The 26,485-nt window shown below is 73.4% G+C and carries 20 protein-coding genes; 1 reads left to right on the forward strand and 19 read right to left on the reverse strand.

Going from position 1 to position 26,485, the window contains the following annotated elements:
* From ACFWOG_RS09115 to ACFWOG_RS09205, 19 genes are all read right to left on the reverse strand, one after another.
* On the reverse strand, positions 1-728 hold a 728-nt coding region (locus ACFWOG_RS09115), incomplete at its 3' end, for a polysaccharide pyruvyl transferase family protein (RefSeq protein WP_380356291.1).
* A complete protein-coding gene (locus ACFWOG_RS09120) occupies positions 725-1,672 on the reverse strand; it encodes a glycosyltransferase family 2 protein (RefSeq protein ID WP_329881631.1) in 948 nt (315 codons plus the stop codon). The genes ACFWOG_RS09115 and ACFWOG_RS09120, both read right to left, overlap by 4 nt.
* On the reverse strand, positions 1,669-2,991 hold the full coding sequence (locus ACFWOG_RS09125) for a hypothetical protein (RefSeq protein WP_380356333.1): 1,323 nt from the start codon (positions 2,989-2,991) through the stop codon (positions 1,669-1,671). Before ACFWOG_RS09125 ends, ACFWOG_RS09120 begins: the two co-directional genes overlap by 4 nt.
* 5 nt (positions 2,992-2,996) lie before the next feature.
* A complete protein-coding gene (locus tag ACFWOG_RS09130) occupies positions 2,997-4,250 on the reverse strand; it encodes a DUF4910 domain-containing protein (RefSeq protein ID WP_380356336.1) in 1,254 nt (417 codons plus the stop codon).
* Between the two features lie 17 nt (positions 4,251-4,267).
* Complete coding sequence (locus ACFWOG_RS09135; RefSeq protein ID WP_329952860.1) at positions 4,268-5,293, reverse strand: SDR family oxidoreductase; 1,026 nt, start codon at positions 5,291-5,293, stop codon at positions 4,268-4,270.
* Between the two features lie 3 nt (positions 5,294-5,296).
* Positions 5,297-5,944 (reverse strand): PIG-L family deacetylase, encoded by a 648-nt coding sequence (locus ACFWOG_RS09140; protein WP_329881634.1) that lies wholly within the window; start codon positions 5,942-5,944, stop codon positions 5,297-5,299.
* Positions 5,941-6,777 (reverse strand): glucose-1-phosphate cytidylyltransferase, encoded by an 837-nt coding sequence (locus ACFWOG_RS09145; protein ID WP_380356296.1) that lies wholly within the window; start codon positions 6,775-6,777, stop codon positions 5,941-5,943. Before ACFWOG_RS09145 ends, ACFWOG_RS09140 begins: the two co-directional genes overlap by 4 nt.
* Complete coding sequence (locus ACFWOG_RS09150; protein WP_380356299.1) at positions 6,774-8,009, reverse strand: class I SAM-dependent methyltransferase; 1,236 nt, start codon at positions 8,007-8,009, stop codon at positions 6,774-6,776. Before ACFWOG_RS09150 ends, ACFWOG_RS09145 begins: the two co-directional genes overlap by 4 nt.
* The gene (locus tag ACFWOG_RS09155; protein ID WP_380356302.1) at positions 8,010-9,284 is read right to left on the reverse strand and encodes a glycosyltransferase; all 1,275 of its coding nucleotides are present in this window, start codon (positions 9,282-9,284) and stop codon (positions 8,010-8,012) included.
* Between the two features lie 2 nt (positions 9,285-9,286).
* Positions 9,287-10,615, reverse strand: coding sequence for an O-antigen ligase domain-containing protein (locus tag ACFWOG_RS09160; protein WP_380356305.1), 1,329 nt, complete (start codon positions 10,613-10,615; stop codon positions 9,287-9,289).
* Positions 10,608-12,131: a right-handed parallel beta-helix repeat-containing protein gene (locus ACFWOG_RS09165; RefSeq protein WP_380356339.1), complete on the reverse strand. Its 1,524-nt coding sequence runs from the start codon at positions 12,129-12,131 to the stop codon at positions 10,608-10,610. Before ACFWOG_RS09165 ends, ACFWOG_RS09160 begins: the two co-directional genes overlap by 8 nt.
* A gap of 14 nt (positions 12,132-12,145) precedes the next feature.
* Positions 12,146-14,095 (reverse strand): alginate lyase family protein, encoded by a 1,950-nt coding sequence (locus tag ACFWOG_RS09170; protein WP_380356308.1) that lies wholly within the window; start codon positions 14,093-14,095, stop codon positions 12,146-12,148.
* Positions 14,092-16,278 carry a bi-domain-containing oxidoreductase gene (locus tag ACFWOG_RS09175; RefSeq protein ID WP_380356311.1) on the reverse strand — a complete coding sequence of 729 codons (2,187 nt, stop codon included), beginning with the start codon at positions 16,276-16,278 and terminating at the stop codon, positions 14,092-14,094. The genes ACFWOG_RS09170 and ACFWOG_RS09175 overlap by 4 nt, the downstream gene beginning before the upstream one ends.
* Positions 16,279-16,335: 57 nt before the next feature.
* The gene (gene asnB / locus ACFWOG_RS09180) at positions 16,336-18,270 is read right to left on the reverse strand and encodes an asparagine synthase (glutamine-hydrolyzing) (protein ID WP_355401220.1); all 1,935 of its coding nucleotides are present in this window, start codon (positions 18,268-18,270) and stop codon (positions 16,336-16,338) included.
* A 3-nt stretch (positions 18,271-18,273) separates the two neighbouring features.
* Positions 18,274-19,809, reverse strand: a complete 1,536-nt coding sequence (locus ACFWOG_RS09185; protein ID WP_329952867.1) for a polysaccharide biosynthesis protein — start codon at positions 19,807-19,809, stop codon at positions 18,274-18,276.
* On the reverse strand, positions 19,806-21,206 hold the full coding sequence (locus ACFWOG_RS09190; RefSeq protein WP_380356316.1) for a polysaccharide biosynthesis protein: 1,401 nt from the start codon (positions 21,204-21,206) through the stop codon (positions 19,806-19,808). Before ACFWOG_RS09190 ends, ACFWOG_RS09185 begins: the two co-directional genes overlap by 4 nt.
* Positions 21,203-22,468 (reverse strand): glycosyltransferase family 4 protein, encoded by a 1,266-nt coding sequence (locus ACFWOG_RS09195; RefSeq protein ID WP_329952869.1) that lies wholly within the window; start codon positions 22,466-22,468, stop codon positions 21,203-21,205. The genes ACFWOG_RS09190 and ACFWOG_RS09195 overlap by 4 nt, the downstream gene beginning before the upstream one ends.
* The gene (locus ACFWOG_RS09200; RefSeq protein WP_329881645.1) at positions 22,458-23,774 is read right to left on the reverse strand and encodes a nucleotide sugar dehydrogenase; all 1,317 of its coding nucleotides are present in this window, start codon (positions 23,772-23,774) and stop codon (positions 22,458-22,460) included. Before ACFWOG_RS09200 ends, ACFWOG_RS09195 begins: the two co-directional genes overlap by 11 nt.
* 73 nt (positions 23,775-23,847) lie before the next feature.
* A complete protein-coding gene (locus tag ACFWOG_RS09205) occupies positions 23,848-25,275 on the reverse strand; it encodes a sugar transferase (RefSeq protein ID WP_380356320.1) in 1,428 nt (475 codons plus the stop codon).
* Positions 25,276-26,136: 861 nt separating this feature from the next.
* Between ACFWOG_RS09205 and ACFWOG_RS09210 the strand changes: the two genes are divergently transcribed.
* On the forward strand, positions 26,137-26,397 hold the full coding sequence (locus tag ACFWOG_RS09210; RefSeq protein WP_380356322.1) for a hypothetical protein: 261 nt from the start codon (positions 26,137-26,139) through the stop codon (positions 26,395-26,397).
* Positions 26,398-26,485: the final 88 nt, after the last annotated feature.

The following is a 26,485-nucleotide window of genomic DNA, read 5'->3' on the forward strand; positions in this document are numbered from 1 at the left end:
TCGGAATACGCGTTGTGAAACTGTTGGGGGGGCTGGTATTTGTTTATACCAGACCGGCCCAACCCCCCGCCGCCCCCCGGGCCCGGCGCGCCGTCGTCGGGCGCGCCCGACGACGGCGCCGGCAGGGAGAAGGCGAGGTCCGGGTAGACCTCGTCCCGGCCGGTGTCCACGCCCATCGCCCGCATCGCGTCGCGCGACGGGGCGTCCCGGTACGACCGGTACGCGGCCAGCCGCGCCGACCAGCGCACCAGGGCCCGGGTCGGCCGGCTGCGGATCTCGGCCGCGCCGACGCTGACCAGCGCGACCCGGGTGCGCAGCAGCCGGCCGCTCGCGCAGAGCAGGAACAGCGCGTACGGGAAGCCCCACGGCCGCAGCGGAAGGGTGGCCTCCAGGACGCCCATGCCCGGCACGATCACCACGTCGTGCCGGCGCACCCAGGCGGCGGTGCGGACGGCGTCGACGAGTTTGCCCGCGCCCTTCGCCGCGATCGAGCCCGCCCGCGACGCGGTCCGGTACTCGCCGCGGTTCCAGTGCAGCCGGGTCGCGGGGATCCCGAACCGGGCTGTCACGGCCTCGGGCCCGCCGCACAGCGCGTCCACGACCGCGTCCGGGTGCGCGGCGCGCAGGTACCCGAGCACGGCCTCCAGCGACCCGTCGTTGCCGAGGTTGCCGGAGCCGAGCAGCCCGAACACCCCGACCCGCACCGGGCCTTCGGCCGCGGACGTCATGGCCGCCGCCCCTCGCGGCCGGCGACGACGGCGTCCACGGAGACGGCGAGCCGGTCCGGGTCGACCGGGGTGCGGTCCTCGACCCGCTCGCCGGCGCCCGGCCGGGCCCGGCTGGTCGCCCAGGCGGCGAGGTGGCCGTAGCACGCGCGCCGGTCGGCCGGGGAGAGCGGCACCCGCCGGATCGTCGCGACGAAGCCCCAGACGTACTCGGCGAGCAGCCGGGGCGTCGGGTGCAGCGGTCCGGCCCGGCGCGGGTCCAGGTTGACGCACCGGGAGCGCTTGGAGGGGTTCGCCCGTTCGGCGCGGGTGGGGTGGTCGCGGCGGAAGTACAGCAGCTCCGGCACCTGGTGGAAGCGCCCGCGCAGGCCGATCTCGGCGACGAACGTGCGGTCCGCGTGGTGGTAGCTGTCGAGCGGCTTGACCCGGCGCAGGACGTCGGCCCGGATCACGCCGTAGAAGTCGTCGCCGCCGGGTTCGAACAGCATGCTGCGGAAGCGCTCCGGCGCGTGCGGCGAGGCGGTGGCGAGCCCGTACTCGTAGGGGACCTTCACCCGGCCGTCGCCGTCGATGACCGCCTGGTCGGCGTGCGCGAGGATCACGTCCGGCCGCTCGTCCAGCGCCTCCACGCAGCGCAGCAGCAGGTCCCGGGCGTACAGGTCGTCGTGCGAGGCCCACTTGAACAGCTCGCCGCGGCACTCGGCGAACACGTGGTTGTGGTTCGGCGAGGCGCCGATGTTCCGGGGCAGCCGGAGGTAGCGGATGCGGGAGTCCCGCGCGGCGTAGCGGCGGCAGATGTCCTGCGTCGCGTCGGTCGAGGCGTTGTCGGAGATGATCAGCTCGAAGTCCTCGTAGGTCTGGCCGAGCAGGGCGTCGAGGGACTCGGCGAGGTACTCCTCACCGTTGTAGACGGGCAGCCCGATACTCAATCGGGGTACGGCGGTCATGGAGTCCTCACTTCGGGGGTGTCGTCCTCTACTTCGGAGAAGGGGGCTCGGTGGTGCTCGTGCAGGGCGGCCCTCAGCTGCCACCACCACACGGCCGAGCCGCAGGCCGTCGCGGTGGCGACGCCCCAGGCGGAGCCGGCGGTGCCGGCCAGGGCGGCTCCGCCGAGCCCGCCGCCGAGGTAGCAGGCGGAGGCGAACAGCTGGCAGCGCAGGCTGCGCCGGGCCGCGGCGAGCGCGCGCAGCCCGGCCGCCGCGCCGCTGCCGAGGCCGGCGCCGGCGACGCCGAGGGTGGCCGGCACGATGAGCTCGGAGGACGCGTGCCAGACGTCGCCGAGGACGAGCTCGCCGATCCGGTCGGGCATCAGCAGCAGGGCGGCGCCCCACAGCAGCGCCGCGACGGCCTGGCCGCCGCCCAGCCGGAGGCAGAACCCGCCGAGCCGGTGCGGTGCCTGCCGCAGTACCCGGGCCGCCTCCGCCACGGTGACCAGGGACAGCCCCATCAGCAGGGCGAGGAAGGGGCCGAGCAGGAGCTCGGCGCCCCGGACCGTCCCCACCGCACCGACCCCGACGATCGCGCCCAGCCCGTACGCCCGGAGCTGGCCGGCGGCGCTGAGGCTGACGTTCTCGGCCAGGTACCGGGTACCGAGGTCGCGTTGCTCGCGGAGCCACCCGCGGGCCGCGGTCACCCGGGGCCGGATGCCGGACTGGAGGAAGCCGTACCCGGCGGCCACCGCGGCGGCGGCGCCCCAGGCCAGCAGGAAGGCGGCCACGGTGTTCACGCGCGCCGCCACGACCATGGCCGGGACGAGCGCGACGGCCTGCACCAGGTCGTTGGTGAACGCCTTCCGCCCCGCGCCGGCGGCGAAGAACGCGAACCGCCGGGAGTCCTGGAGCAGCAGCGCCGGCAGGGCGGCGCCGAGGCAGACGAACGCGGGCCCGATCCGACCGCCGAGGCCGAGCCCGGTGAGCAGGCAGACGGCGCCGAGGGAGGAGCCGATGACGAGCGCCGTCCCCGACGACCGGGCCGCCGCCGCACGCCAGACCGCCTCCGGCACGCCGCTGAACCGCACCACGAGCGGGTCCGTGGCCAGCCCGCGGGCGACGTTGAGCACCAGGCCGTAGGTCAGCCAGGCGAGGCTGAACACGCCGAACGCCGTCACCCCCAGCGAGCGGGCCACGAAGGCGCCCACCGCGAAGTTGGTCATGCTGGAGACCGCCTGGTCGGCCAGCCCCCAGGACAGCCGGCCGGCGATGCCCCGGCCGGCGGCCCGCCCCGGCGGGCCCGGCGGCGCCGTCGTCTCCGTCCCCTCGGCGGTCATCGGCGTCATGCCTTGATCAGCCCGGCGCCGTGCAGGGCGTCGGCCGCGGCGGCGACGGTGTCGAACGGCAGCCCGGACCGCTCGGCGACGTCCAGCAGACTCTGCTCGCCGTCGGAGAGGCTGAGCACCCAGAGCATGGCCAGCTGGGCCTGCTTGGCGTCGCTGCGGCCGCCGAGCGAGTCGTACAACCCGCGCCGGCCCAGGTGCGGTTCGCCGTACGGGCTGAGGTTGAGGTACCGCCGGTTGCGGTCGAGGACGGAGAACGCCTCGCGGCAGACCGCGAGGGTGTCCGCCAGCGCCTCCGGGGAGACGAAGTCCGGGTTGTCCGCCGAGGTGTGGTACTCGGGGTACCCGGCGTACGGGGTCCGGCTGAGCGAGCCCACGCCGAGGTCGAACCCGGGCGAGCAGTACTGCCGCTCGTCGTAGCCGTACGGCGTGAACCCGTTGACCTGGTGCGGTCGTTCGGTCGCGTTCAGGACGTGCCGCAGGACCCGGTCGATCTCCGCGTCGCCGCGCCGGCTCTGCTTGTACGTCAGCTTGCCCCGGTCGCCGGCGCAGGCCAGCACCAGCCCGTGCTTGACGCGTTCCACCCGCTCCGCGTTGCGGGCCAGCCAGGTGATCGCCCCGATGGTGCCGGGCGCGAAGATGAACCGGTAGGTGTAGTACGGCGTCCGCTCCGCCAGCTCCCGGGCCAGGAAGATCGCCACCGCGACGCCGGCCATGTTGTCGTTCGCCAGCGACGGGTGGCAGACGTGGCAGGAGACGATCACCTCGTCGGTGACCTGCCCGGGGACGACGTGCTCGGCGTAGGTGAGGTGGCCGTCCGCGAGCGTGGAGTCGATGCGCACCTCGTACTCGCCGTCCGGCATCGCGTCCAAGGTCTCCTGGGCCAGGCAGAACCCCCATTGCGGCGTGTAGTAGCTGGTGCGGTACGGCACCCAGGTCGGGTGGTCGGGCAGCGTGTGCAGGTGTTCGCGCAGCTCGGCCAGTGGCACGGTCGCCGCCACCGGGACGCTGTAGCCGAGCACGTGCAGGTTGGACGCGGCGAAGTCGACGACCCGGCGGCCGGTGGCGTCGGCGATGTACGCGTCCCGGATGTTCCACTCCTGCGGCACCGTCCAGTCGAGCACCCGTGTCCCGGTCGGCACCTCGTGCACCTGCAGCGGGAGGTACTCGCCGACGATGTCCAGGGTGGCGCGCACGCCGTCGCCGGTGATGCTCCGGCAGATCGGGTACAGCCGCTCCACCAGCGCGTGCATCCGGTCGCCCGCCGTGGTCACCGGCGCCACCGCAGGGTGTCGTCGACGGTGCCGGCGTCGGCTGCCGCGCGCAGCACGGCCAGCCGGGTGAAGCGTCGCTCGAAGTCGTCCCGGGTCAGACCGAACTTCTGGTAGGCGTCGGCGAGTTCGAGCGCCCCCCGCTTCACCGTCCACTCGCAGTCGAAGCCGGGCAGCGCGGCGCGGAACCGGGAGAAGTCCACCCGGTAGGACCGCGGGTCGGCACCGTTCTCCCCGGTGATCACCACCTTCGCGCCGGACACCGCCTCGGCGACCTGTTCGGCGATCTCGGCGACGGTGACGTTGTTGGTCTCGCTGCCGATGTTGAACGCCCGGTCGTGCACCGCCTCCCGCGGCGCCACCAGCGAGGCCGCGAAGGCCCGCGCGATGTCGGCGGCGTGCACCAGCGGGCGCCAGGGCGTGCCGTCGGAGAGCACCAGCACCTCGCCGGACAGGAGCGCGTGGCCCACCAGGTTGTTCAGCACGATGTCGGCGCGCAGCCGGGGCGAGTAGCCGAAGGCGGTGGCGTTGCGCAGGTACACCGGGCTGAAGTCGTCGTCGGCCAGCGCGTGCAGGTCGTCCTCCACCCGCACCTTGGACTCCGCGTACGGGGTCACCGGGCGCAGCGGGGCGTCCTCGGTGACCAGGTCGTCGCCGCCGGCTGCACCGTAGACCGAGCAGGTCGACGCGTACAGGAAGCGCCGCACCCCGGCGTCGCGGGCCAGCCGGGCCAGCCGCACGGAGGCGTGGTGGTTGATGTCGTAGGTGAGGTCCGGCGCCAGCGAGCCCAGCGGGTCGTTGGACAGCGCGGCCAGGTGGATCACGGCATCCACCCCGGCCACGTGGTCGGCCGTGACGTCACGCAGGTCCACCCGGTGACCCGGCGGGTCGGCGGGCGTCGGGCCGAGGACCGAGTCCGCGAACAGGCCCGCGTCCAGCCCGACGACGTCGTGCCCGGCGGCCGCGAGGACCGGGGCCATCACGGTGCCCAGGTAGCCCTGGTGTCCGGTCAGCAGTACGCGCATGGTTCATCCCCCCAGATTGAGAGTGAGCTTGGTGACGGCGAACGCCTCGGCGTAGCGCTCGTGGCATTCGATGCCGCGGATCCGCGCCAGCCCCAGGAAGGCCTCCCGGTCGTACCAGGGCCGGTGCCGTTGCGACGGGTAGTGCTCCTGCAACAGCCGCACCTTCTCCTCGGCGACCTCCGGGGAGAGCGGCTGGTAGGCCGTGGGACGGCCGAGGTCGGCGTCCCACTTGACGATCTCGTAGCCGAGCACGAGGTGGTCGCGGAACGCGGTGGTCACCAGCCGCGCCAGGCCGCGGTGGTCCTGGTGCGCGTCCTCGGTGCGCGGTGCGAGGACCAGGTCCGGCTCGCTCCGCCCGCGCAGCTCCTCGACCGCGGCCTTGGCCTCGTCCCAGTGCGCGGGCAGCCGGCCGTCCGGGAGCTTGAGCACGGTCAGGCGCAGGTCGGCGTCCGGGCAGAAGGCGGCGAGCGCGTCCCGTTCCTCCTGCTCCCGCTCGCCGCCACCGCCGGAGAGCACCAGCGCGTCGACCCGCAGGCCCGGCCGCGCGCGGCACACCGTCAGCAGCGTGCCGCCGGCGCCGATGGCGATGTCGTCGCAGTGCGCCCCCACCGCGACGACCCGGTCCGGGCGCCCGGACCCGAGCCGGATCACGCGGTCCTCGCCGCGCCGGTGGTCCCGCCGCCGGTCCCGCCGCCGCCCGCCCCCGCGGCGTCCCGCTCCCACACGGCCCACGGGCGGTCGCCCCGGGAGTAGGCGAGGTCCAGCGCGGCCCGCTCCTTCACCGTGTCGGTCGGCTTCCAGAAGCCGCGGTGCTGGTGGGCCACCAGCCGGCCGCGCTTGGCCAGTTGGGTGCAGCCGTCGGCGACCAGGTCCCCGTTCTCCGGGATGTGGTCGAAGACCTCCTGACGGAGCACGAAATAGCCACCGTTCTCCCACAGCGGCAGTTCGCTCACCGCGGTGATGCCCCCCACCAGGCCGCCCTCGCCCAGCTCCACGCAGTGGAACGAGGACTGCGGCGGCACCACCATCATCGACGCACCGGCGTCACGCCGGGAGAACGAGTCGATCATCTCCGGCAGCGGGGCGTCGGTGAGCACGTCGGCGTAGTTGGCGAGGAACATCTCGTCGCCGTCCAGGTGGTGCCGCACCCGGCGCAGCCGCTCGCCGATCGGCGACTCGATGCCCGTCTGGGCGAACGTGATCGTCCAGGAGGCGATGTCGGTGGACAGCAGCTCGGTCTGCCCGCCCCGCAGCACGAAGTCGTTGGACGTCGTCTCCTCGTAGTTGAGGAAGAAGTCCTTGATGTGGTGGGCCCCGTACCCGAGGCACAGGATGAACTCGGTGTGCCCGAAGTACGCGTAGTAGCGCATCACGTGCCAGATGAGCGGCCGCGGGCCGACCATCGCCATCGGCTTGGGCACGTCGTCGGAGGCTCCGCTGCGCATGCGCAGCCCGTAACCGCCGCAGAACAGGACGACCTTCACGGCTTGACCTCGACAATGCTGAGTTCCGGGATGGGGAAGACCAGCCGGCCGCCCCAGGCGTGCACGAAGGACAACTGCTCGACCAGCTCGTCCCGCAGGTTCCACGGGAGGACGAGGACGTAGTCCGGCCGGTCGGTGGCGATCTGCTCGGGCGGCAGGATCGGGATGCGGGTGCCCGGGGTGAACCTGCCGTGCTTGTAGGGGTTCCGGTCGACCGTGTACGGGAGCAGGTCGGGCCGGACACCGCAGTGGTTCAGCAGGGTGTTGCCCTTGCCCGGGGCGCCGTAGCCGACGACCGTCTCGCCACGCTCGGCCGCCTCGACGAGGAAGCGCAGGAGGTCCCTGCGCACCTTCGCCACCCGGGCGGAGAACTCGGTGTACCCGGACAGCTCCCGCAGCCCCGCGGCCTTCTCCCGGTCCAGCACGTCGGCCACCCGCCGGCTCGGCTCGCCGGCCACCTCGGCCGGCCGGGCCCACAGCCGGATGGAGCCGCCGTGCGTGGGCAGCAACTCGACGTCCACGAGCGTGAGTCCGCCGCTCTCCAGCGCCCGGGCCGCGGACGCGACCGTGTAGTACTGGAAGTGCTCGTGGTAGATCGTGTCGTACTGGTTCTCCTCGATCAGGGTCAGCAGGTGCTGCACCTCGACGGAGACCCAGCCGTCGTCGGCGACCAGGGCGCGCAGGCCCCGGGTGAACCCGACCACGTCGGGGATGTGCGCGTACACGTTGTTGGCGACGACCAGGTCCGCCGGGCCGTGCTCGGCACGGACGGCCGCACCGGTGGCCGGGTCCAGGAACTCCGTGAGCGTGGGCACGCCCGCGTCCCGCGCCGCGGCACCGACGTTCACCGACGGCTCGACGCCGAGGCAGCGGATGCCCCGGTCCACCACGTGGCGGAGCAGGTACCCGTCGTTGCTCGCGACCTCGACCACGAAGGAGTCGGGGCCGAGGCCCAGCCGCGGCACGGCCTCGGCGACGAAGGTGCGCGCGTGCTCCACCCAGGAGGTCGAGTACGAGGAGAAGTACGCGTACTGCGTGAACGTCTCCTCCGGCGTGATCAGCGGAGGGATCTGCGCGAGCCAGCAGTCCGTGCAGACCCGCAGGTGCAGCGGGTACGTCGGTTCCGGCCGGTCCAACTGGTCCGCGGCGAGGAAGCTCTCGCACGGCGGGGTCGCCCCCAGGTCGACGACGCTCCCCAGCGCCGTCGAGCCGCAGAGTCGGCATCGTGTCATCTACTGCCCCCATTTCCTGCTCGCGCGGGTGTCCCGCCGCGAGCCAGCGTTCGTCCTCACCACCGGCGGCGCGCCGTCCGCGCCGCCGGCCCGCCCCGCGATCGCGGCGCGGTACTCCTCCACCAGGCGCTCCAGTCCGACCGCCGGACTGAACGCCTGGTCGTAACGGTGCCGGGCCGTCCGGCCCATCTCCCGGTTGCCGGCCGGATCGGCCGTGACCCGGCGAAGGCAGGACGCGAGCGAGCCCGCGTCCCCCGGCCGGTGCAGCAACCCGGTCAGCCCGTCCTGCACGAGCTCGACGAAGGCGCCGTGACCGGCGGCGACGGCCGGGACCCCCGCCGCCATCGCCTCCGCGACCACCAGGCCGAACGTCTCCATGGACATCGACGGAGCCACCACCGCGACCGACCGCGCGACGGCCTGCCGGCACTGGGCCGGGTCGTACAGGCCGGCGTAGCGCACGTCGGCCCGGCCCGCCGCCCACGCCGTCACCTCGGCCTCCAGCGGCCCCGCGCCGGCGAGCACGAGCGGCACGCCGACCCCGCCCTCCGCGGCGAGCGCGTCCCACGCGGCCATGAGCAGCCGCACGCCCTTGGACTCCGTCAGCCGGCCGAGGAAGAGCAGGTGCTCGCCGGTGTCCGCCCGGTCGGTGCCGGGGTCGGGCACGAAGTTGTGCTTCACCACCAGCCGTTCGGCCGGCATGCCGGACCGCACCAGGATGTCGCGCTGCGCCGCGGAGATGCAGAAGAACCGCTCCACGCCGGACCACCACCGCCGCCGGTTGACCGCCAGGCTGACCGCGAGCGGCACCGTCGCGAGCCGGGAGTTCCGGTAGCAGCCGTGCCGGACGGCGGGCAGCGAGGCCCGCGTGCCGACGCACTCCGTGCACGCCCCGCCGTCCCGGTGCAGCGTGCCGGGCGGGCAGACCTGGGTGTAGTTGTGCAGGGTGGCGACGACGGGCACACCGGCGTCGGCGCAGGCGGCGATCACCGCCGGCGACAGGAGCGGGAAGACGTTGTGGACGTGCACCACGTCCGGCCGATCGGTGCGGAGCCGGGCGGCGAGCTCCGTGCGGACCGCCGGGTTCCACGGCACGAGGAGCGGCACCGCGGCCTTGCCGAGCAGGGACCGCGCGGCGATCTCGTCGCTGCGCCGCTCGAACACGTCGACCCGGTGGCCGGCCGCGCGCAGCAGCCCCACCTCCTCGTCGACGACCCTGTTCTCGCCGCTCGGCTGCGCCGAGGAGTAGCGGTTGTGCACCACGAGGACGTGCATGGTCAGGTCACCTCCCGGTTCCGGTCCCAGCGGGGGATGCGTCGCCGCGGTACCGCGGGCGCCGTCAAGGGTGGGGCCGCGGCCGGTGTCGTGAGCAGCGACGCGGCCAGGGCCAGGTGGAGCAGGTAGGGCGAGGCGTCGCCGAGCCCGGCCTCGGTGTACGACGACATCGCGACGTAGCTGATGAGGAAGATCGCGCAGGCCCTCGGCAGCGAGGGCGGGCGCAGCAGCGCGATCCCGCCCAGGGAGAGGAGGATCGCCGCCACGAGGACGATGCCGAGCTGGCCCTGCTCGTTGTAGACGGCCAGCCAGCTGTTGTCGATGGGCAGCCCGCCGAACGACTTGTCGCCCAGGCCCGTGCCGAATACCCGCTCCGGGAGCGTCCGGGGCGCCGTCAGCAGGGCGTCCCAGACCTTGGCCCGGCCGGTGAGGTTGGAGAAGTTCTCCTTGCTCTGCCCGCGCATGAACCACGCCTGCAGCGCGGAGGAGAATGCCACCGCGGCCACCGTGGCGCACACCACCGCCCAGGCGAAGAACCGGCGGGCGGCGGCGCTGGTCAGGACGAGCGAGCCGATCGCCAGCGCCAGCCCGACGAGCAGGCCGACCGTGGCCGTCCGGGTGTGGGTCATCGCGAGCAGGACGAGCGTCGGCACGATGACCACCGCCGCGCCGGTCCCGGTGGTCCGGCGGTCCAGCAGGAGCAGCACGGTGAGCCCGATGATCACCGCGGAGTACTGTCCGATCTGCGGCGGGGTGAGCGGCCACAGCGCGCCGACCAGGCGCCCGCCGTAGTACTCGGGCATGGCGGTGCCCGGGGAGATGACCAGGCCGGCGGCCACCGACACGAGCACCGCGAAGTACATCCGGATGTGGGTCCGGACGAGCATCAGGCTGCCGGTCCACCAGCGGCTGAGCAGCCACAGGGTACCGACGAAGAGGGCCAGCCGGGTGCAGCGGAACAGCGCGCCGACCCCGACCTCCAGGTGCAGGCTGGAGATGAGGCTCGGCACCAGCAGCAGGCTGAGCAGGAACAGGAAGGCGTTGGCGCGGATGCGCAGCCGGAGGTTGAGCGCGAGGGCCAGCGCGAACGCGGAGACCAGCGCGCCCATGGTGGCCATCTGGATGAGGGAGCGGGGCAGCCTCACGATGGTCTTCGCCCCGGCGGAGCCGAGCGTGTTGAGACCCAGGAGGGCCCAGACGATCCAGACGGCCTTCGGCGTGCCGCCTGGGCGTCGTTCGGCGCCGGGCCGGGGGACCGCCGTGCCCGGTCCGCCCGCCGGCCGGCCGCCCGTGGGCCCGCCGCGCACCGGTTCCCCGGCCACCTCAACCACCGGCCTGCGGGGCGAAGGTGCTGCCCTGGTCCTGCTGGTACGGCGTGCCCTGCCACCGCCCGGCGTCGAGCTTGCGGTCCGGGTCGTCGATGACGAAGCTCCACGGTCCGCGGTAGGCGTTGTCGTGCCAGCGGTTGTCCTGTTCGAGGGTGATCGCCCGGGACACCCGCTTGCCCTGGTACGGCGACCAGTCCGGGTAGGTGCCGTAGTTGGAGAGCACGGCCATGCGGGCGCACTCCACCGCGCACCTGACGACGGACGTGTCGAGGGCGAAGCGGTTGTCGTGGATGTCCACCCGCTGGGTCTTCCACCGGCAGTCGGCGTAGAGCGGTGCGGTGTCGATCGCCGGCTTCGCGCACTGCCGGGTGTCCTTCACCAGCAACGTGCAGTAGCCGGTCGAGGTGTTGGCCGGGCTGTTGCAGAACCGGTCGGCGTTCTCCCACAGGGTGATGCCGGACCAGTTGTCCTCCAGCACGTTCCGGTAGATGTCGATCCTGTCGGTGCGGGCCGGGATCCGGGGTTCGCCGCCGGCCTCCGACACGTAGACCGCCGCGTACGGGAAGTTGTCGCCGGCGGCGGCGTGCCGGCGGCCCTCGACCCAGTTGTTGCGCCGGATCGTGTTGTTCCTGATGATCGCGTTGTAGCTGGTCTCGTACATCAGCGCGGTGCCGTCGTTGGCCTCCAGCACGTTGTCCTCGACGAGGAAGTCGTTGTTGTTGTTGTCCGCCCACAGCCCGGCGCCGCGGTTGTCGTGCACCCAGTTGCCGCGGACGTCGGCGCCGTCGACGGCCCAGAACTTGATGCCCCCGGTGCAGCCGCAGCCCGGCTGCCGCCGCTCCCAGTCGTCGGTGTTGTTGCCCACGATCTCGTTGCCCTCGACCAGCAGGCCCTTGATGGAGTCGCCGGTCTTGTAGGCGTTCATGCCGTACTGCCCGTTGTTGCGCAGGCAGCTGGCGCGGACCTGCTGGCGGGCACCGGCCATCAGCCCGGCGCCGGAGTTGTCCTGGATCGTCGCGTGCTCGATCACCCACCCGTCGGCCATGTCGTGGTTGACCACGCCCTCGTCGTGCGGCGCGACGAAGCCCTGCACGGTCAGGTGGCGGATGGTGACGTCGGGGGCGGTACCGCTGAACGCGTAGTTGTTGGTCCTCCGGCCGTCGAGCACCGCGCCCGGCGCGCCGAGGTAGGTGTTCCCCTCCTTGGCCATCACCTGGGCGTAGCGGTCCGGTTCGAGGGTGTGGGTGCCCGGGCGGAGCCAGAACGTGGTGCGCGGGGGGTTGTCCCTGGTCTTCACCGCCAGGTCGTCGACCACCGCGGGGTCGACCGTCACCGCGCCCGCCGGCGCCGTCGCCGGCCCCGGCGCGGGGGCGGCGCACACCCGGGCCACGGCCGCCGGCCCGGACGGCGCGGCGGTCGCCTCCGCCGGGGCGTCCGACGCGCTCGTACAGCCGGTCGCCAGCAGCAGGGCGAGCGTGAGCGCCGCCGCCGACGACGCCCCCCGGTACCGTCTCCTGATCCCCACGCGCCCCCCTAGCCGCGGAAACCGAGCACGGTGGTGAACCCCTGCGTGCCGTCGGTGAAGCCGGTGCCGACCAGCGTGGTGGCGGGTTCCTTGCGTCCGAAGCCGGCGGAGTACCAGCCCAGCGGCGGGTCGGTCTCGCCGCGGTGCGCCGACCAGGACAGCTGCCCCGGCAGGTCGAGCACCGCGGAGCGGTCCTCGCCGCCCCGGGTCCAGGTCAGCACCGCCCGGTGCCCCGTCAGGTCCGCGGTGACCGCCGGGCCGAGGTGGAACGCCAGGCGCACGGCCCTGCGCGGTCCGCGCACCTCGTCGACGATCCGCAGCTCCCGGGTCGCGGCGGTCAGCTCCACCCGGCGGCGGTGCACCGACTGCTGGTAGCCGTCGTGTTCGGCGCTCCAGCGGGCCACGCCGTCGCCGGAGGTGTCCGCGACCAGGACGCGGGTGCGGGCGTGCCGGGTCCACAGGAACGGGCCGCCGGAGACGGACTGGTCACCGCCGTCCAGCTGCAGGGTGTTGTGGCCCAGGGTCGACCGGAAGTACTGCCGCCACTCGGGCTGCCCGTGGTAGCAGAACGTCCCCGGGTCGGCGAGCACGTCGACCCCGTCGTGCCGGACCTCCACGGACAGCGCGTCCGCGTGGGCGTGCGCGGCGATGGACAGGAACCCGTGCGGACCGCCGTCGCAGCGGCACCAGATCTCCTCCGGACCGCGCAGGACGGTCAGGCCCGCGTCGGCGAAGTGGGACGGCCGGTCGGCCGGGCGGGCCACGGTCCCGTTCCGCGCGTACGGCCGGACGAGCGAGGTCAGCAGCGGGGTGCGCACATCGGTGCCGGTCACCGCGGGCCACCAGGCGAGCCGGCCGAACACGGCGTCCCCGGTCGCCAGCAGCGAGCCCCAGCGGTCGGTGCCCGCGCCGTCCAGGACCAGTCCGTGCCCGTCGTCCGCGTCCCCCTGGCGCGGGGGCCGCAACCGGTTGTCCACGACGGCCGCGAGCGCGTCGGTCATCCGCAGCAGGACGAGCCGCACGGACGCGGGGACCGGCACGGCGGCGGCGTCCGCCTCGGCCACCGCGGCCAGACCGAGCTCCAGGACGAGCCCGTGGTACTCGGTGGCCAGTTCGCGGTTGAGGCCGGAGACGAAGGTGTTGCCGCGCAGGTGCCGCTCCAGCGACCGCAGCGCGGCGGACCGCCAGCGCGCCGACGAGGGGAACCATCCGAACGCGCAGGCCGCGGCGAACTGCCCGGCGGCCTCGGCGATGACGTGGTTGTTCGCCGACGACCCCCGGCTGGGGAAGGCGGCCAGCCAGCGCTGGTGGTGCCAGATCTGGTTCAGCGCCACCGGGTTGTCCTCGAACAGCCCGGCCGCGCCCGGCCAGCCGTCGAGCAGCCGGCGCACCCACACCCAGGACAGCAGCCGGATGCCCAGCTCGATCCCGCTGATCCAGTGCACGCCGCGCAGCGGCGGGTTGGCCGCCCACCACGACCGCAGGTGCTCGGCCACGCGCTCGGCGTACCGCTCGTCCCCGGTGACCGCGTAGGCGGCGGCCAGCACGGTCAGGTACTGGTGCCGGGACAGCTCCCAGATCTGCTTGACGTCCCCGACCGCGTCCTCGCTCCGGTACGGCACGTCGAAGGCGTAGCCGGACGGCGCCCGCCGCCCCGTCTTCGGGTCGCGCCACCAGTCGGGCGCCACCAGGTCGTCACGGTCCACCCCGAAGAACTCCGCGTGCCCGTCCAGCAGGCGGTCCGCCTCGGCGACGAGGCGCTTCCCGGCGTCCGGCGGCACCGCGGCGACCGCCCCGGCGGGCAGCACGGCGGTGAACCGGGCACCCGTGACGGGCGGGCAGTCCGGCGGCGCCGACCGCCACCGCCGCCGGCGCACCGCGTCGCCCACCCGGCCGCCGATCTCCTGCGGCCCCATCCGGGACAGCCGCCGCAGGTACCAGCCCGTGCCCATGGTCATCGCGCCCTCGCCAGGGTCACCGGCGCGCCGCCGACCAGGCCGGCCTGCACGGCGAGGGTGGCCGCCGTGGTGGCGACCAGCGACTCCAGCGGCACCGGCATCGGCCCGCCGGTCCGCACGGCCGCGACGAACGCGGCCAGTTCGGCGGCCTGGCCCTTGTCCCGGGCCTTGGGCAGCCGCGAGCTGACCCACCGCTTGCGGCCGTACACCGAGGCGCGGACGAAGTCGTCGAGCTTCAGCACCTTGCCGTCCGCGACGAGGTCCAGCGTCTCCTTGGGGAAGCCGGACGCGCCGGTGGTGACGTAGCTGATGGTGGCGGTGGAGCCGTCCGGGTAGCGCAGCACGACCTGGAGGTCCTCGTTGCCGGCCGGGGCGGCCGCGTACACCGAGACCGGGTCGGCGTCCAGCAGCCAGCTCGCGGTGTCGATGAAGTGCCCGCCCTCGCCGGCGAACCGCGAGCCCTCGGAGTCCTGCCGGAGGTACCAGCTGCCCTGCTGGAGCCGGCCCGCGTTGACCAGGTAGCGCAGGCTCGCCGGACCGGTCCGCGCGCCGAACCGGTTCCTGGCCTCCCGCAGCAGCGGCGCGAACCGGCGGTTGAAGCCCACCTGGATCCGGTCGTTGCCGGACTCCTCCACCGCCGCGAGCACGCCCGCCAGTTCGTCCTCGGTGAGGGCCAGGGGCTTCTCCACGAACACCGTCTTGCCGGCGAGCAGCGCCCTGCGGGTCAGGTCGGCGTGGGAGCTGTGCCGGGTGACCACGAACACCGCGTCGACGGCCGGGTCGTCCAGCACGGCGTCGAGGTCGGTGGTCGCCTTGGCGAAGCCGAACTTCCGCTGCGCGTTCGCCGCCGACAGCGCCGTCGTGGTGACGACCGTGGACAGCGTGACGCCGTCGCGCTGCGACAGGTGCGGCAGGATCATCGACGTCGCGTAGTTCCCCGCGCCGACGAACGCCAGCCGCACCGGCGCCCCGGCGGACCGGGCCGGGGCAAAGACCCCGCCGCCGCGGCGCACCGCGGGCACCGCCACCGAGGGGGCCGGCGGCCCCTCCTCCGCCGCGGGGCCGGGGTACCGGAACAGCACGGCCACGGCCTTCAACTCGCCGTCCTTCAGCCGCTGGTACGTCTCGACGGCGTCGTCGAAGTCGGCCACGTGGGAGATCAGCGGCTCGACGTCGACGCGGCCGCGGGCGACGAGGTCGAGGAAGCACGCCAGGTTGCGGCGCTCGGTCCAGCGCACGTAGCCGATCGGGTAGTCCCGCCCCTCCAGCTCGTACCCCGGGTCGTAGCGCCCGGGCCCGTACGAGCGGGAGAACCGGACGTCGAGCTCCTTCTCGTAGTACGCGTTCCAGGGCAGGTCCAGCCGGCACTTGCCGATGTCGACGACCCGGCCGCGGTCCCGGGCCAGCCGGGCGGCCAGCTCGACGGGCTGGTTGCTGCCGCCGCCGGCGGCCAGGTACACCTGGTCGACCCCGTGGCCGTCGGTGAGTTCGGCGACGGCGGCCTCCACGGCCGCGGACCCGGGATCGCCGGCGGCCACGGCGCCCAGGCGCTCGGCGAGCTCGCAGCGCACCGGGTCGGGGTCGGCCCCGACGACGCGGACCCCCGAGGCGGTGAGGAGCTGCACCACCAGCTGCCCGATCAGCCCGAGGCCGATGACCAGCGCCGCCTCGCCGAGCTGCGGCTCGCCCTGCCGCACGCCCTGCAGGGCGATCGACCCGACGGTGCCGAACGCCGCGTGCCGGGGCGCGAGGCCGTCGGGCACCCGGGCGTAGAGGTTCTTCGGCACCCAGTTCAGCTCGGCGTGCAGCGCGTGCTCGTTGCCGGCGCAGGACACGAGGTCGCCGACCGCCACGTCGTCGATCCCGGCGCCGACCTGCTCGACCACCCCGCACAGCGAGTAGCCCAGCGGCGTGTAGGAGTCCAGCTTCCCCATCACCTTGCGGTAGGTGGCGGGCAGCCCGTTGGTGGCCACGCTCTGCATGACCTTGGCCACCTGGTCCGGACGGGAGCGGGCCTTGCCCAGCATCGACATCCCGGCCTCGGACACCTTCATGAGCTCGGTCCCGGTGGATATCAGCGAGAAGGCGCTGCGGACCAGCACGCCGCCGGGCTTGCACCCCGGCACCGGCACGTCGAGCACCGCCAGCTCACCGCTCTTGTAGTTCTGCACGACCTGTTTCACCGGAAGTCCCCTTGTTCCTACGCCGTCAAGTGAGTCGCGTGAGTCGGATGAGCAGCTCTACGTCGTCGCGTGAGTGCTGTGGCCGGAGCCGGAGGTCGCGCCGCGGTACCAGTACTCCAGGGTCAGCACGTGCCACAGGTGCTTGGAGTAGTCCTGCTGCCCGGCGGCGTCCGCGGCGACGAGCCGCGCCAGCGCGTCCCGGCGCAGGAACCCGGAACTGACGAGCACGCCGTCGTTCACCACCTCGCGCACCAGCGGTGCCAGGTCCCGGCTCATCCAGGCCCGCAGCGGGGCGCTGAACAGGCCCTTGGGCCGGTACACGATCTCCCGGGGCAGGACCGAGGAGGCCGCCTCCTTCAGGACGGCCTTCCCCTGCCGCCCGACGATCTTGCGGTCGCCGGGCACGGCGAACGCCGCCCTCACCACCTCGACGTCCACGTACGGCACCCGCACCTCGGTCGACGCGGCCATGCTCGACCGGTCCGTGTACGCGAGGTTCAGGCCCGGCAGGAACATCCGGGCGTCCCCCAGGCACATCCGGTTGACGAAGTCGTCGAGGTCGTTGTCCTGGTAGGTGTCCGCGTGCTCGGTCAGCACGTCGTCGACGGTCCCGGCCAGGTCCGGATCGACCAGGGCCAGCAGCTCGGCCCGGTCGTACATGGTGTAACTGCGCCGGAACGCGGTCTCCTCCGGCAGGTCGGCGAAGGAGAGGAACCGCTTCGCGAACCGCACCGACCGCAGCCCCCGGTTGGCCGTGGCGACCGGCAGCCGGTCCACGGCCGCGGACAGGCCGCGCCGCAGGGGCCGCGGCACGCGCTGGTAGCGCAGCGCGAGCTGGTTGGCCAGGTGCTTGCGGTAGCCGGCGAACAGCTCGTCGGCCCCCATCCCCGAGAGCATCACCTTGACCCCGGCCTCCCGGGCGGCCGAGCAGATCAGGAAGGTGTTGATCGCGGCGGGGTCGCCGATCGGCTCGTCCAGGTGGTACGTCATCCGCGGCAGCAGGTCGAGCACGTCCGGAGCGATCTCGATCTCGTGCAGGTCGACGCCGAACTGCTCGGCCACCTGCCGGGCGTAGCGGAGGTCGTCCGGCATCGCCTCGAACCTGGCGTCCTCGGCGCGGAACCCGATCGTGTAGGCGGAGATCCCGGGCCGGTCGCGGGCCGCCAGCGCGGTCAGGTAGCTGGAGTCCAGCCCGCCGGAGAGGAAGGTCGCCACGGGCACGTCCGAGAGCAGGTGACGCCGGGTCGACTCCTCGACGATGGCGGCGAGGTCCGGCCGTTCGCCGCCGAGGGCCCGCTCCCGGCCCTCCGCGGCGACGTCCCGCAGGTGCCAGAACCGGCCGCGGTCCACCCGGCCGTCGGGCCGGCACCGGAGCCAGCTCCCCGGCGGCAGCTTCTCCGCCTCGCGGAACGCGCACCGTGAGTCCGGCACCCAGTAGTACAGCAGTGAGGCCACCAGCGCCCCGGGGTCCACCTCCAGCGACCCGCCGGCGGCGGCGGCCAGCGCCTTGAGCTCGGAGGCGAACATCAGCCCCTCGCCGCGCCGCACCAGGAACAGCGGCTTGATGCCGAGCTGGTCGCGGGCGAGCACCAGCTCGCCGGTCCGCTCGTCGAAGACCCCGAACGCGAACATGCCGCGCAGCCGGGGCAGGCAGTCCGTGCCCCAGCGCCGCCAGGCCTCCAGCAGCACCTCGGTGTCGGAGGTGCCGCGGAACCGCACCCCGGCGGCCGCCAGTTCGGCGCGCAGCTCGGGCGCGTTGTACAGCTCGCCGTTGTAGGTCAGGACGAGGCCGTCCGAGACCATCGGCTGGGCGCCGGTCTCCGACAGGTCGACGATGGCCAGCCTGCGGTGCCCCAGGTGCACCTCGCCGGCACCGAGGGGGTGGCTGTAGCGGCCCGCCCCGTCGGGACCGCGGTGGGCGAGGGTCTCGGTGAGCAGGTCGGTCACGACCTTCCCGTCCGGCCATCGGTACGTACCCGCGATGCCACACATGTCCTACCGCACCTCCTGGTCGCTGTCCGGGACCCTTGCGGTCCACATCGTCGTCAGCCCCGCCCGCCGCCGGCCCGTGCCGTTGTGCCGGGCCGGCCGCTCGTACCGGCCGCGCGTCGCGGTGTGCGGCCCCTCCCACAGCGTGCCGTCGGTCCGGTCGCGCGGATCCGGATCGACCAGCACCACACCGATCACCGGAATGCGCTGGTCGGCGAGTTGCCGCGCCACGGTGTGCAGCCACGCGGCGCTCCCGTGCCCGGCCCGCACCACGAGTACGGTCCGCGTGCCGAGGTACCGCAGGTCGGTCCAGGCCGTACCGGGCGCCACCGAGCCGACGCCGACCAGGCGCTCCTGGGACGGCACGTCCGCGGCCCGCTCGCCGCGGACCACGGTCGGGCCCCCCTGCTTCGGCCGGCGCCTGGCGAGCTGCGGGCCGGGCAGACCGTCGACGACGGTCACCGGCCCCTCCTCCGCCAGGGCCCCGGCGAGGTCCAGGGCGATCGCGCTCGTCGTGCGCGCACAGCCGAGGTCCAGCAGCGACACCGCGTCCGCGGAGCCGCGCACGGTGCGGAACAGGGTCGTGGTGAGCCTGGCCCGTGCCGCCCGGGTCCGGGCGAGCTGCCACCGGCCGACCGGCCGGCGGGGCACCGGGCGCAGCTCCGCGACGACCGAGGCCCCGAGGTTCGCCGCGATGTCCCGGCGCAGCACGGGGCGGTCCGCCACCACCGAGCCGATCGCGGCCACCGTGAGTCCGACGACCAGACCGAGGACGAGCCCGATCGCGGCGTCGGTGGCGGCGGTCACGACCAGGGACTGCCGCACCGGGTGCGGGGCGTCCACGATCTGCGTACCGGCGACGAGCCGGGGCGTGCCGACGTGCGCCTCGGCGGCACGCCGGCCGAAGTCGGCGATCCGCGAGGTGAGTTCGGCCCGGCTGGCGTACAGCGCCTCCAGCTTCGCGGACGCCGACGCCTTCGGCCCGCCCTGCTGCGGTGCGTCCCCGATCTCCTTGTTGACCTGGGTGAGCTCCTGCTGCATCCGGTCGCGCTGGTCGAGCAGGGACTTGGCCTCCGCGTCCGCGGTCTCCCTGATCCGCCGCACGTGGTCCGCGACGAACGCGTCCGCGAGCGCCTTGGCCCGCGCCACCGCCTCCTCCTCGCTGCTGCCCGTCACCGTGATCTGCAACAGGTTGTTGGTCAGGCCGACGGCCCCGTACTCCAGCAGGAAGTCCTCCGGCAGCTCCGAGGAGCCGACGGCCTTCAGGGCCGCACCGGCGATCCCCACGGTCTGCAGCAGGGCCGCGTCGGTACGGATCAGCGTTCCGGGGTCGTTCGGCTGGTCCGCCTGGTGCGAGACCAGCACCGTGGTCACCGCGCTCGGCGGCGCCGGCCGCAGCACCGCCGCAGCCGAACCGGCCAACAGCCCCAGCAGCGCCAGGAGGCACCAGAAGCGCCGCCGCCTGCGCACCGCGACCACCAGCGACTGCAGGTCCACCAGAGGAGGGGTGGCCGCCGACTCCGATGTCATGCTCGTCGTCACCCCGAGCCACTCCCCGTGTCGTGGCCGACCGCGAGCGCCGGTTCGGCGCCGCCCGCGCGACGGCCGGCGGACCGCTCGGGACGGGCCCGGACCGCGGCGGCGACGACGATGCCGACGATCTCGTGCTCGGCGTCCGCACACGCCTCGACGATGCCGGCGAGCTCCACGTCGGTCCAGGTGCCCGCGCTGAGCACGACCAGGGCACCGGACTCGTCGTCACGGTCCGGCACCAGCGGCCGTGACATCGGGACCCCGACGACCCGGAGCAGCGGCTCGCTCCCCGCCTCGGCGGCGAGCTGCCCGGCGGCCAGCCGGGCCGTCTCGTCACCCTCCGGGACGACGACCAGCAGCCGCTGGGGGGCGGGCAGTTGGTCGCGCAGGCGGGCGCACACCCGCCGGTAGCGGACCTGCCGGCCCGCCTCGTCGCCGGAGGCGTGCGGGGTCGGCAGGTCCCACCGGACGTCGATGTCCAGCAGCCGGCGGACCAGGGCCCGCGGGCCACGGCCCTTCGACCGCTGCACGGGCCGCCCACCGGGCACGTCGACGGTGCCGAGGAGCGTCGAACCCAGCGCCGTGGCGATCTCCGGCCCGCCGCGCAGGCGCCGACTCACCCGCGCGGAGGCGAGATGGCCGATGACCGCGATCAGCACGGCCGACAGCGCCCCGGCCACGACGAGCTGCATCCCCGTCGGCGGCGCCTCGGAGGTCGGCCGGGCCGCCGCCCCCATGACGACCATGGTGGCCTTGCCGGCCGCCGGGTCGACCTGGTCCAGCTTGTTGACGGCCTCCTGCAGCGTGGTGCGCAGCTTCGCGAGCTCGGTGCGGGTCTGCACGCTCTCCACGGTCTGCCCCGGATCGGCCGCGTCCGCCAGGTCGGTGATGCGGCGGCTGGCCTGCGCCACCATCTGCCGCAGGGCCTGGGGCTGCGTCGCCTCGGGCTCGGTGCCCTCGCCCGAGCCCGAGATCCGTGCGGCGAACGCGACGAACTGCTGGGCCACCTGGTCGGAGAGCTGCTGCGCCTGCTCCGGGGTGTCACCCGTCCCCGAGATCTTGATGATGTTCCCGTCCGCGGCCGTGGCGCTCACCCGGCCCCGCAGCTCGTCGGTGCTCGTGCTGGTGCCGGTCACGGCCCCGGTGCCGGCACCGGTTCGGCCGAGCTCGGCGGCCACCCGGTCGAGCACCACCGAACTGGTCGCGATCTGCGCCTGGGTCATCAGCTCGCGCTCCTGCCACGCCCCCGGCAGCAGGACCGACGCCGACGTCGTGTAGCGCGGCGGGAACAGCAGGGAACCGCCGTAGCCGACGAGCGCACCCACCACGGCGAGGACGGCGAGGAGCCGCCACCGCCGACGGAAGATCCGACCGACCGTGACCAGACGTATCGCTTCGTCGCTCAACGGAGCGGCCTCTTCCCGGCCCGGCCCCGGCCGCCCGCCGACACCGGGGCGCGGCCACGGCAGGCGGCGGCGTAGGCGGCGAGCAGCGAACGCTGGGAGTTCCGCCAGGCTAGCGGCCCGTTGATCCGCTCCTGGCCGACCTTGCCCATCAGGGCCCGCTTCTCCGGATCGTCCAGCAACTGCGCCACGAGTTCGGCGAACCGGGCCTCGTCGTTGGCCGGCGCGTAGACGGCGGCGTCACCCGCGGAGACCCGCGCCTCGCGGAGGTCGAACGAGACGATCGGCCGGCCCATCACCATGTACTCCAGGACCTTGTTCATGGTCGACACGTCGTTGAGCGGATTGCGCGGGTCGGGGGAGAGGCACACGTCCGCGGTGGACAGGTACCGCACCAGGTCGGCGTCCGGGACGCGCCCGGTGAACTCCACCTGCTCCGACAGCCCGAGCTGCCGGGACAGCTCCACCATCGCGTCGAAGGTGTCGCCCCCGCCGACGAACACCGCGTGCCAGTCGGTCCGCCCGCACTCGTCGCGCAGCTTCGCGAGGGCCCGCAGGGCGTAGTCGACGCCGTCCTGCGGCCCCATCACGCCCAGGTAGCACAGCAGATGGGGCTTGCCGCGCTTCAGCTCCGGCTCGGGCGGCACCGGCCGGAACCGCCCGGTGTCGGGCGCGCTGCGCACCACGAACACGTCGTCCGGGCGCCGGCCGCCACGGCTCAGCGCGACGTCCCGGTAGCTCTCGTTCGTGGCGAGCACCACGTCCGCGGCCCGGTAGGTGAGCCGTTCCAGCGCGCACACGCCGCGGTAGAGCAGATCCTCGCCGCGGTCGAACCGGGAGAGGTACAGCTCGGGCACCAGGTCGTGCTGGTCGAACACGAACCGGGCACCGCGCCGCTTCAGCCACAGGGCCGGCAGGAACAGCAGGTCGGGCGGATTGCAGGCGTGCACCACGTCGACCGGGCCGACCCTGCGGGCCAGCCGGGCCGTGTGCCACAACGCCGATCCGTACTCCCGCAGGTAGCCGGCCGGTCCCCCGGTGGCCGCGCGCAACGGGTACCGGTGGATCCGCACCCCGTCGATCACCGCCTCCGGCTCCGTGTCGCGCTTGCTCCCCTGCGGGCAGATGACGTCGACCGTCCAGCCCGCGTCACGGAGCGTCGTGCACTCCTGCCACACCCGCCGGTCGAACGGCACCGACAGGTTCTCCACCAGGACCAGCGCGCGACGGCCCCGCCCGTCGCCGCCCGTTGCGTCACCAGGCAAGGCCCACGTACCCCGGCTCGGTCCGGCGCGCCTCGGCGTCGGGAAGGTGGACGAGGTCGACGATCACCGGGCCGTCACCGTGGGGCAACGCCGACAGCACGTCCGGGTCCCTGGTCCCGACCACGCACACCTCGGCATGGTCGAGCACCTCGTCGACGGACTCCGCGAGCAGCTGCGCGAGGTGCGGCAGCCTGGTCTCGATGTACTCGCGGTTCGCGCCGAGCAGCCGCGAGAGGTTCACGTTGGGGTCGTAGATCCGCAGGTCGTAGCCCTTGCCGAAGAGCCGCTCCGCCAGCTCGACGAGCGGGCTCTCGCGGAGGTCGTCGGTACCGGGCTTGAAGGACAGGCCGAACAGGCCCACCCGGCGCCTGCCGGTGCGTTCGACCAACTCCACCGCGCGCTGCAGGTGTTCGTGGTTGGAGGGCAGCACGTGGGAGAGGATGGGCACCGCGACGTCGGCCTGCCGCGCCGCGTGGACCAGGCTGCGCAGGTCCTTGGGCAGGCAGGAGCCGCCGAAGGCGAAGCCGGGCCGCAGGTAGGCGGGGCTGATGTTCAGCTTGCGGTCGGCCAGGAACACGTCGATCACCTGGTGCGAGTCCACCCCGAGCGCCCGGCACACCGCACCCAGCTCGTTCGCGAAGCCGATCTTGAGGCCGTGGAACGCGTTGTCCGCGTACTTGATGGCCTCGGCCGTCGGGACCGGCACCCGGAACACCTCGCCGGGCAGACCGTCGTACAGCGACGCGACCACGTCGCCGCTCGCCGGGTCCAGCTCGCCGATGACGGTCTTGGGCGGGTCGAAGAAGTCCCGCACGCTCGTGCCCTCGCGCAGGAACTCCGGGTTGACCGCGACCCCGAAGTCCACCCCGGCCGTGCCGCCGGCGTACTTCTCCAGGATCGGCACCAGCAGGTTCAGACAGGTGCCCGGGAGCATGGTGCTGCGGAACACGACGGTCTGCCGCCCGCCCCGCTCGGCCACCGCGGCACCGATCTGCTCGGTGACCCGCTCCAGATAGGTGGTGCACAGGCTGCCGTTGGGCTCCGACGGCGTGCCCACGCACACCAGCGACACGTCGCTGCCCATGATCGCCTCGCGGACGTCGGCGGTGGCGCGCAACGCTCCCGTCCGCACGACCTCGGCGATGAGCTCGCCGATCCGCTCCTCGACCACCGGGGCCTTGCCCTCGTTCACCAGGTCGACCTTCACCTGGTTCACGTCCACCCCGATGACCTCGTGACCCAGGCTGGCCAGGCATGCGGCCGACACACAGCCCACGTAGCCGAGCCCCAGGACACTGACCCTCATGACTCGTTCCTCCCCTCGGGCAGGCCCTTGTGGCCGGCCGTCCGCGCGTCGATCGGTCGACGCCCCCCACCCATCAGTAGGCCCCCTGCCCCTGGAGCACCGCACGCAGCGTCTTCCACAGAATCACCGCGTCCAGGGCGAGCGACCAGTCCTCCACGTACCGCAGGTCCAGCCGTACCGCCTCCTCCCACGGCAGGTCGCTGCGCCCGCTGATCTGCCACAGACCCGTGAGCCCGGGCTTGACGAGCAGCCGCCGCCGGATGTCCGGCCCGTACGCGGCGGACTCCTCCGGTAGCGGAGGCCGCGGACCGACCAGCGACATCGAGCCGGTGACCACGTTCAGGAGCTGCGGGAGCTCGTCGACCGAGTACCGGCGCAGCACCCCTCCGATCCGCGTCACCCGCGGATCCCGGCGGAGCTTGAACAACAGGCCGGCGCCCTCGTTACGGTCGGCCAGCTCGGCCCGCGCCCGGTCGGCCCCGGCGACCATGGTGCGGAACTTGATCAGGGTGAACTCCCGGCCGTCCTTGCCGACCCGGTGCTGCCGGTAGAAGACCCCGCCCCGGCTGTCCGCCAGCACCAGCAGCGCGACGAACACCATCAGCGGCGCGAACAGGATCAGCAGGAACATCGCACCCAGTCGGTCGACGACCTCCTTGACCACCCGGCGGCCCCCGGTGAAGGCCGGCATGCTGACCCGCAGCATCGGGATCCCGAGCACCGCGTCGACGTGCAGCCGCGGGCCGGCGACCTCCATCAGCACGGGGGCCACGACCATCTCGGCGTCGCCGCCTTCGAGGTTCCAGGCCAGCCGCTGCAGCCGGTCCGGTGACCAGTGCGGGTCCGGTGTGACCGCGACGACCCGGTAGCCGTCGCGGCGGACGTGGTTGGCGACGTCCGTCAGCCGGCCGACGACCGGCACCTCGTCCAGTCGGTCACGGTTGTGACCGAGGGCGTACGGCGTGCACACCGCCTCCACCCGCCAGCCGAGGTGCGGGAACTTGCGGGTCCGGGCGATGAGGTCGCTGACGGTGGCCGGGCTCCCGGCAGCGAGCACCGGGCGCAGGCACCGCCCCTCCTTGCGCTGCTTGTGCAGCCAGAGGCGCAGCAGGTACCGCTCGGTCATGGTGGTGAGCGTGATCGCCGGGATCGCGACGAAGATCCAGAGTTTGATGTTGTGCGACGTGAGGGCGATCCCGCCGAGCGCCAGCACGACGGCGGCGGTGAAAAGCGATCGTCCGAGCCGACGGAATTCCTCGGCGCCCTGGCCGAGTACGGCCGGAGCCCACGCCCGGGTCATCGCCAGCGACCCCATCACCAGCAGCTCGGTGAATAAGGCGAGAATTCCCCATTTCTCGTGCCAGTTGGCCGCATCACGAACCCCGAAGAAGCGGCCTATCCCCGCGACCACGAAGGCGGTGGCCGCAGTATCGCTGAAGATCACAGCGCGGCGGTACTGTTGTTCCCATTCGATCTCGGGCCGGCTGATTCTCCCGTTCATCCGGCGCCCCCGCGCCGGTAGAAACGGGCTGGCTAATTCACCTTCCCCCTGCTTCACGGCCTCATCCAGGTCAGCAGTGGGTTCGACGTGTTCGCTATACACGGATCCTCCCCCCGGGAGGCTCGCACCTCCCGCACTGTTCCTCCCCTCGGGAGCCCCCGCCTCCCGTGCTGCACTGATCCCGCCCCTCGGGAGGCCCCGCCTCCCCCCGAATGGCAAACCACGTCATGCGGTGCTACGTGAACATCCCACCCGGCTGCCGGCGGGCGTGCGTATTCCACCGGAGTCCTGAAGCGTGTGGGAAACCGTCGACGATTGCTCTTCACACCCGACGCCCGGTTCGGGCGCCAAGAATCGATCACCTCCATGTCTTCCGCCGGGATGCGGCTGTCTGCCGGCCGTCCACAGCGTCGGACCTGTAGATCATCGTGTGCCGTTTCGCGTCGAGCTGTGCGAACCGAAAGTCAATCTAGAGCATCGGGGCCATCCGAAGGGGGCGATGTCTGAAACGTGTGGTCGATATTTGAAGCTTGATCGTCCGAACTGTGAATGTACGGGATTCCTGGGAAGGAAGAAGTGCATTGTGGCGTGTGGTGCGGGAGTGGTCCGGGTCCGAGGGGCTGCGGCCCGCTCCGGCGGACCGGTTCGACGGTGCTGCGCGGTCCGGGACAGGCCGGGGCGCCGGCCCGCCACGCCGGACGGGCCGGCCGGACGGGGCGTCGTGAAGGAACGCGACACCCGTGGCGCCTGCTCGGTACACGTCGGGACGCGGAGCGGCAGGCCGGTTCGGCGGGCGCTCGCGCGGTCCCTCCGGGTCCGGTCCCGGCCTCGGCGCCGGCCTCCGACGGCTACCTCGCCTCGATGTTCGCCCAGGCCTACGAGCGCGCGAAGTTGGAGAACGGTCTCGACCTGCTGATCGCGGCCGCCAGGATCAGGGAGAAGTTCGAGGACCCGGCGCCGGTCGCGCGGGCGTCGGACCTGGTGACGCCGGCGTCGGGTCCGGCCGGGGCGGCGGCCGGGGCGGCTGGGGCGGCGATCGTCTGCTTCCCCACCCTGGGGGAGTGCTCGGAGGAGTGCGCCGCCGCCGTGCACGACTGGCTGACCACCGGGCTCGACGCCTGACACCGGCGCCACCGTGGGGGGCGCCCCCGTTTGCGCCTCGCAATCGGTTCTCCGCCCCAGCCGGACCGCCGCCCGCCCCCCCCTGCAC

It is taken from the genome of Kitasatospora sp. NPDC058406 (assembly GCF_042722765.1).
GTDB lineage: Bacteria > Actinomycetota > Actinomycetes > Streptomycetales > Streptomycetaceae > Kitasatospora.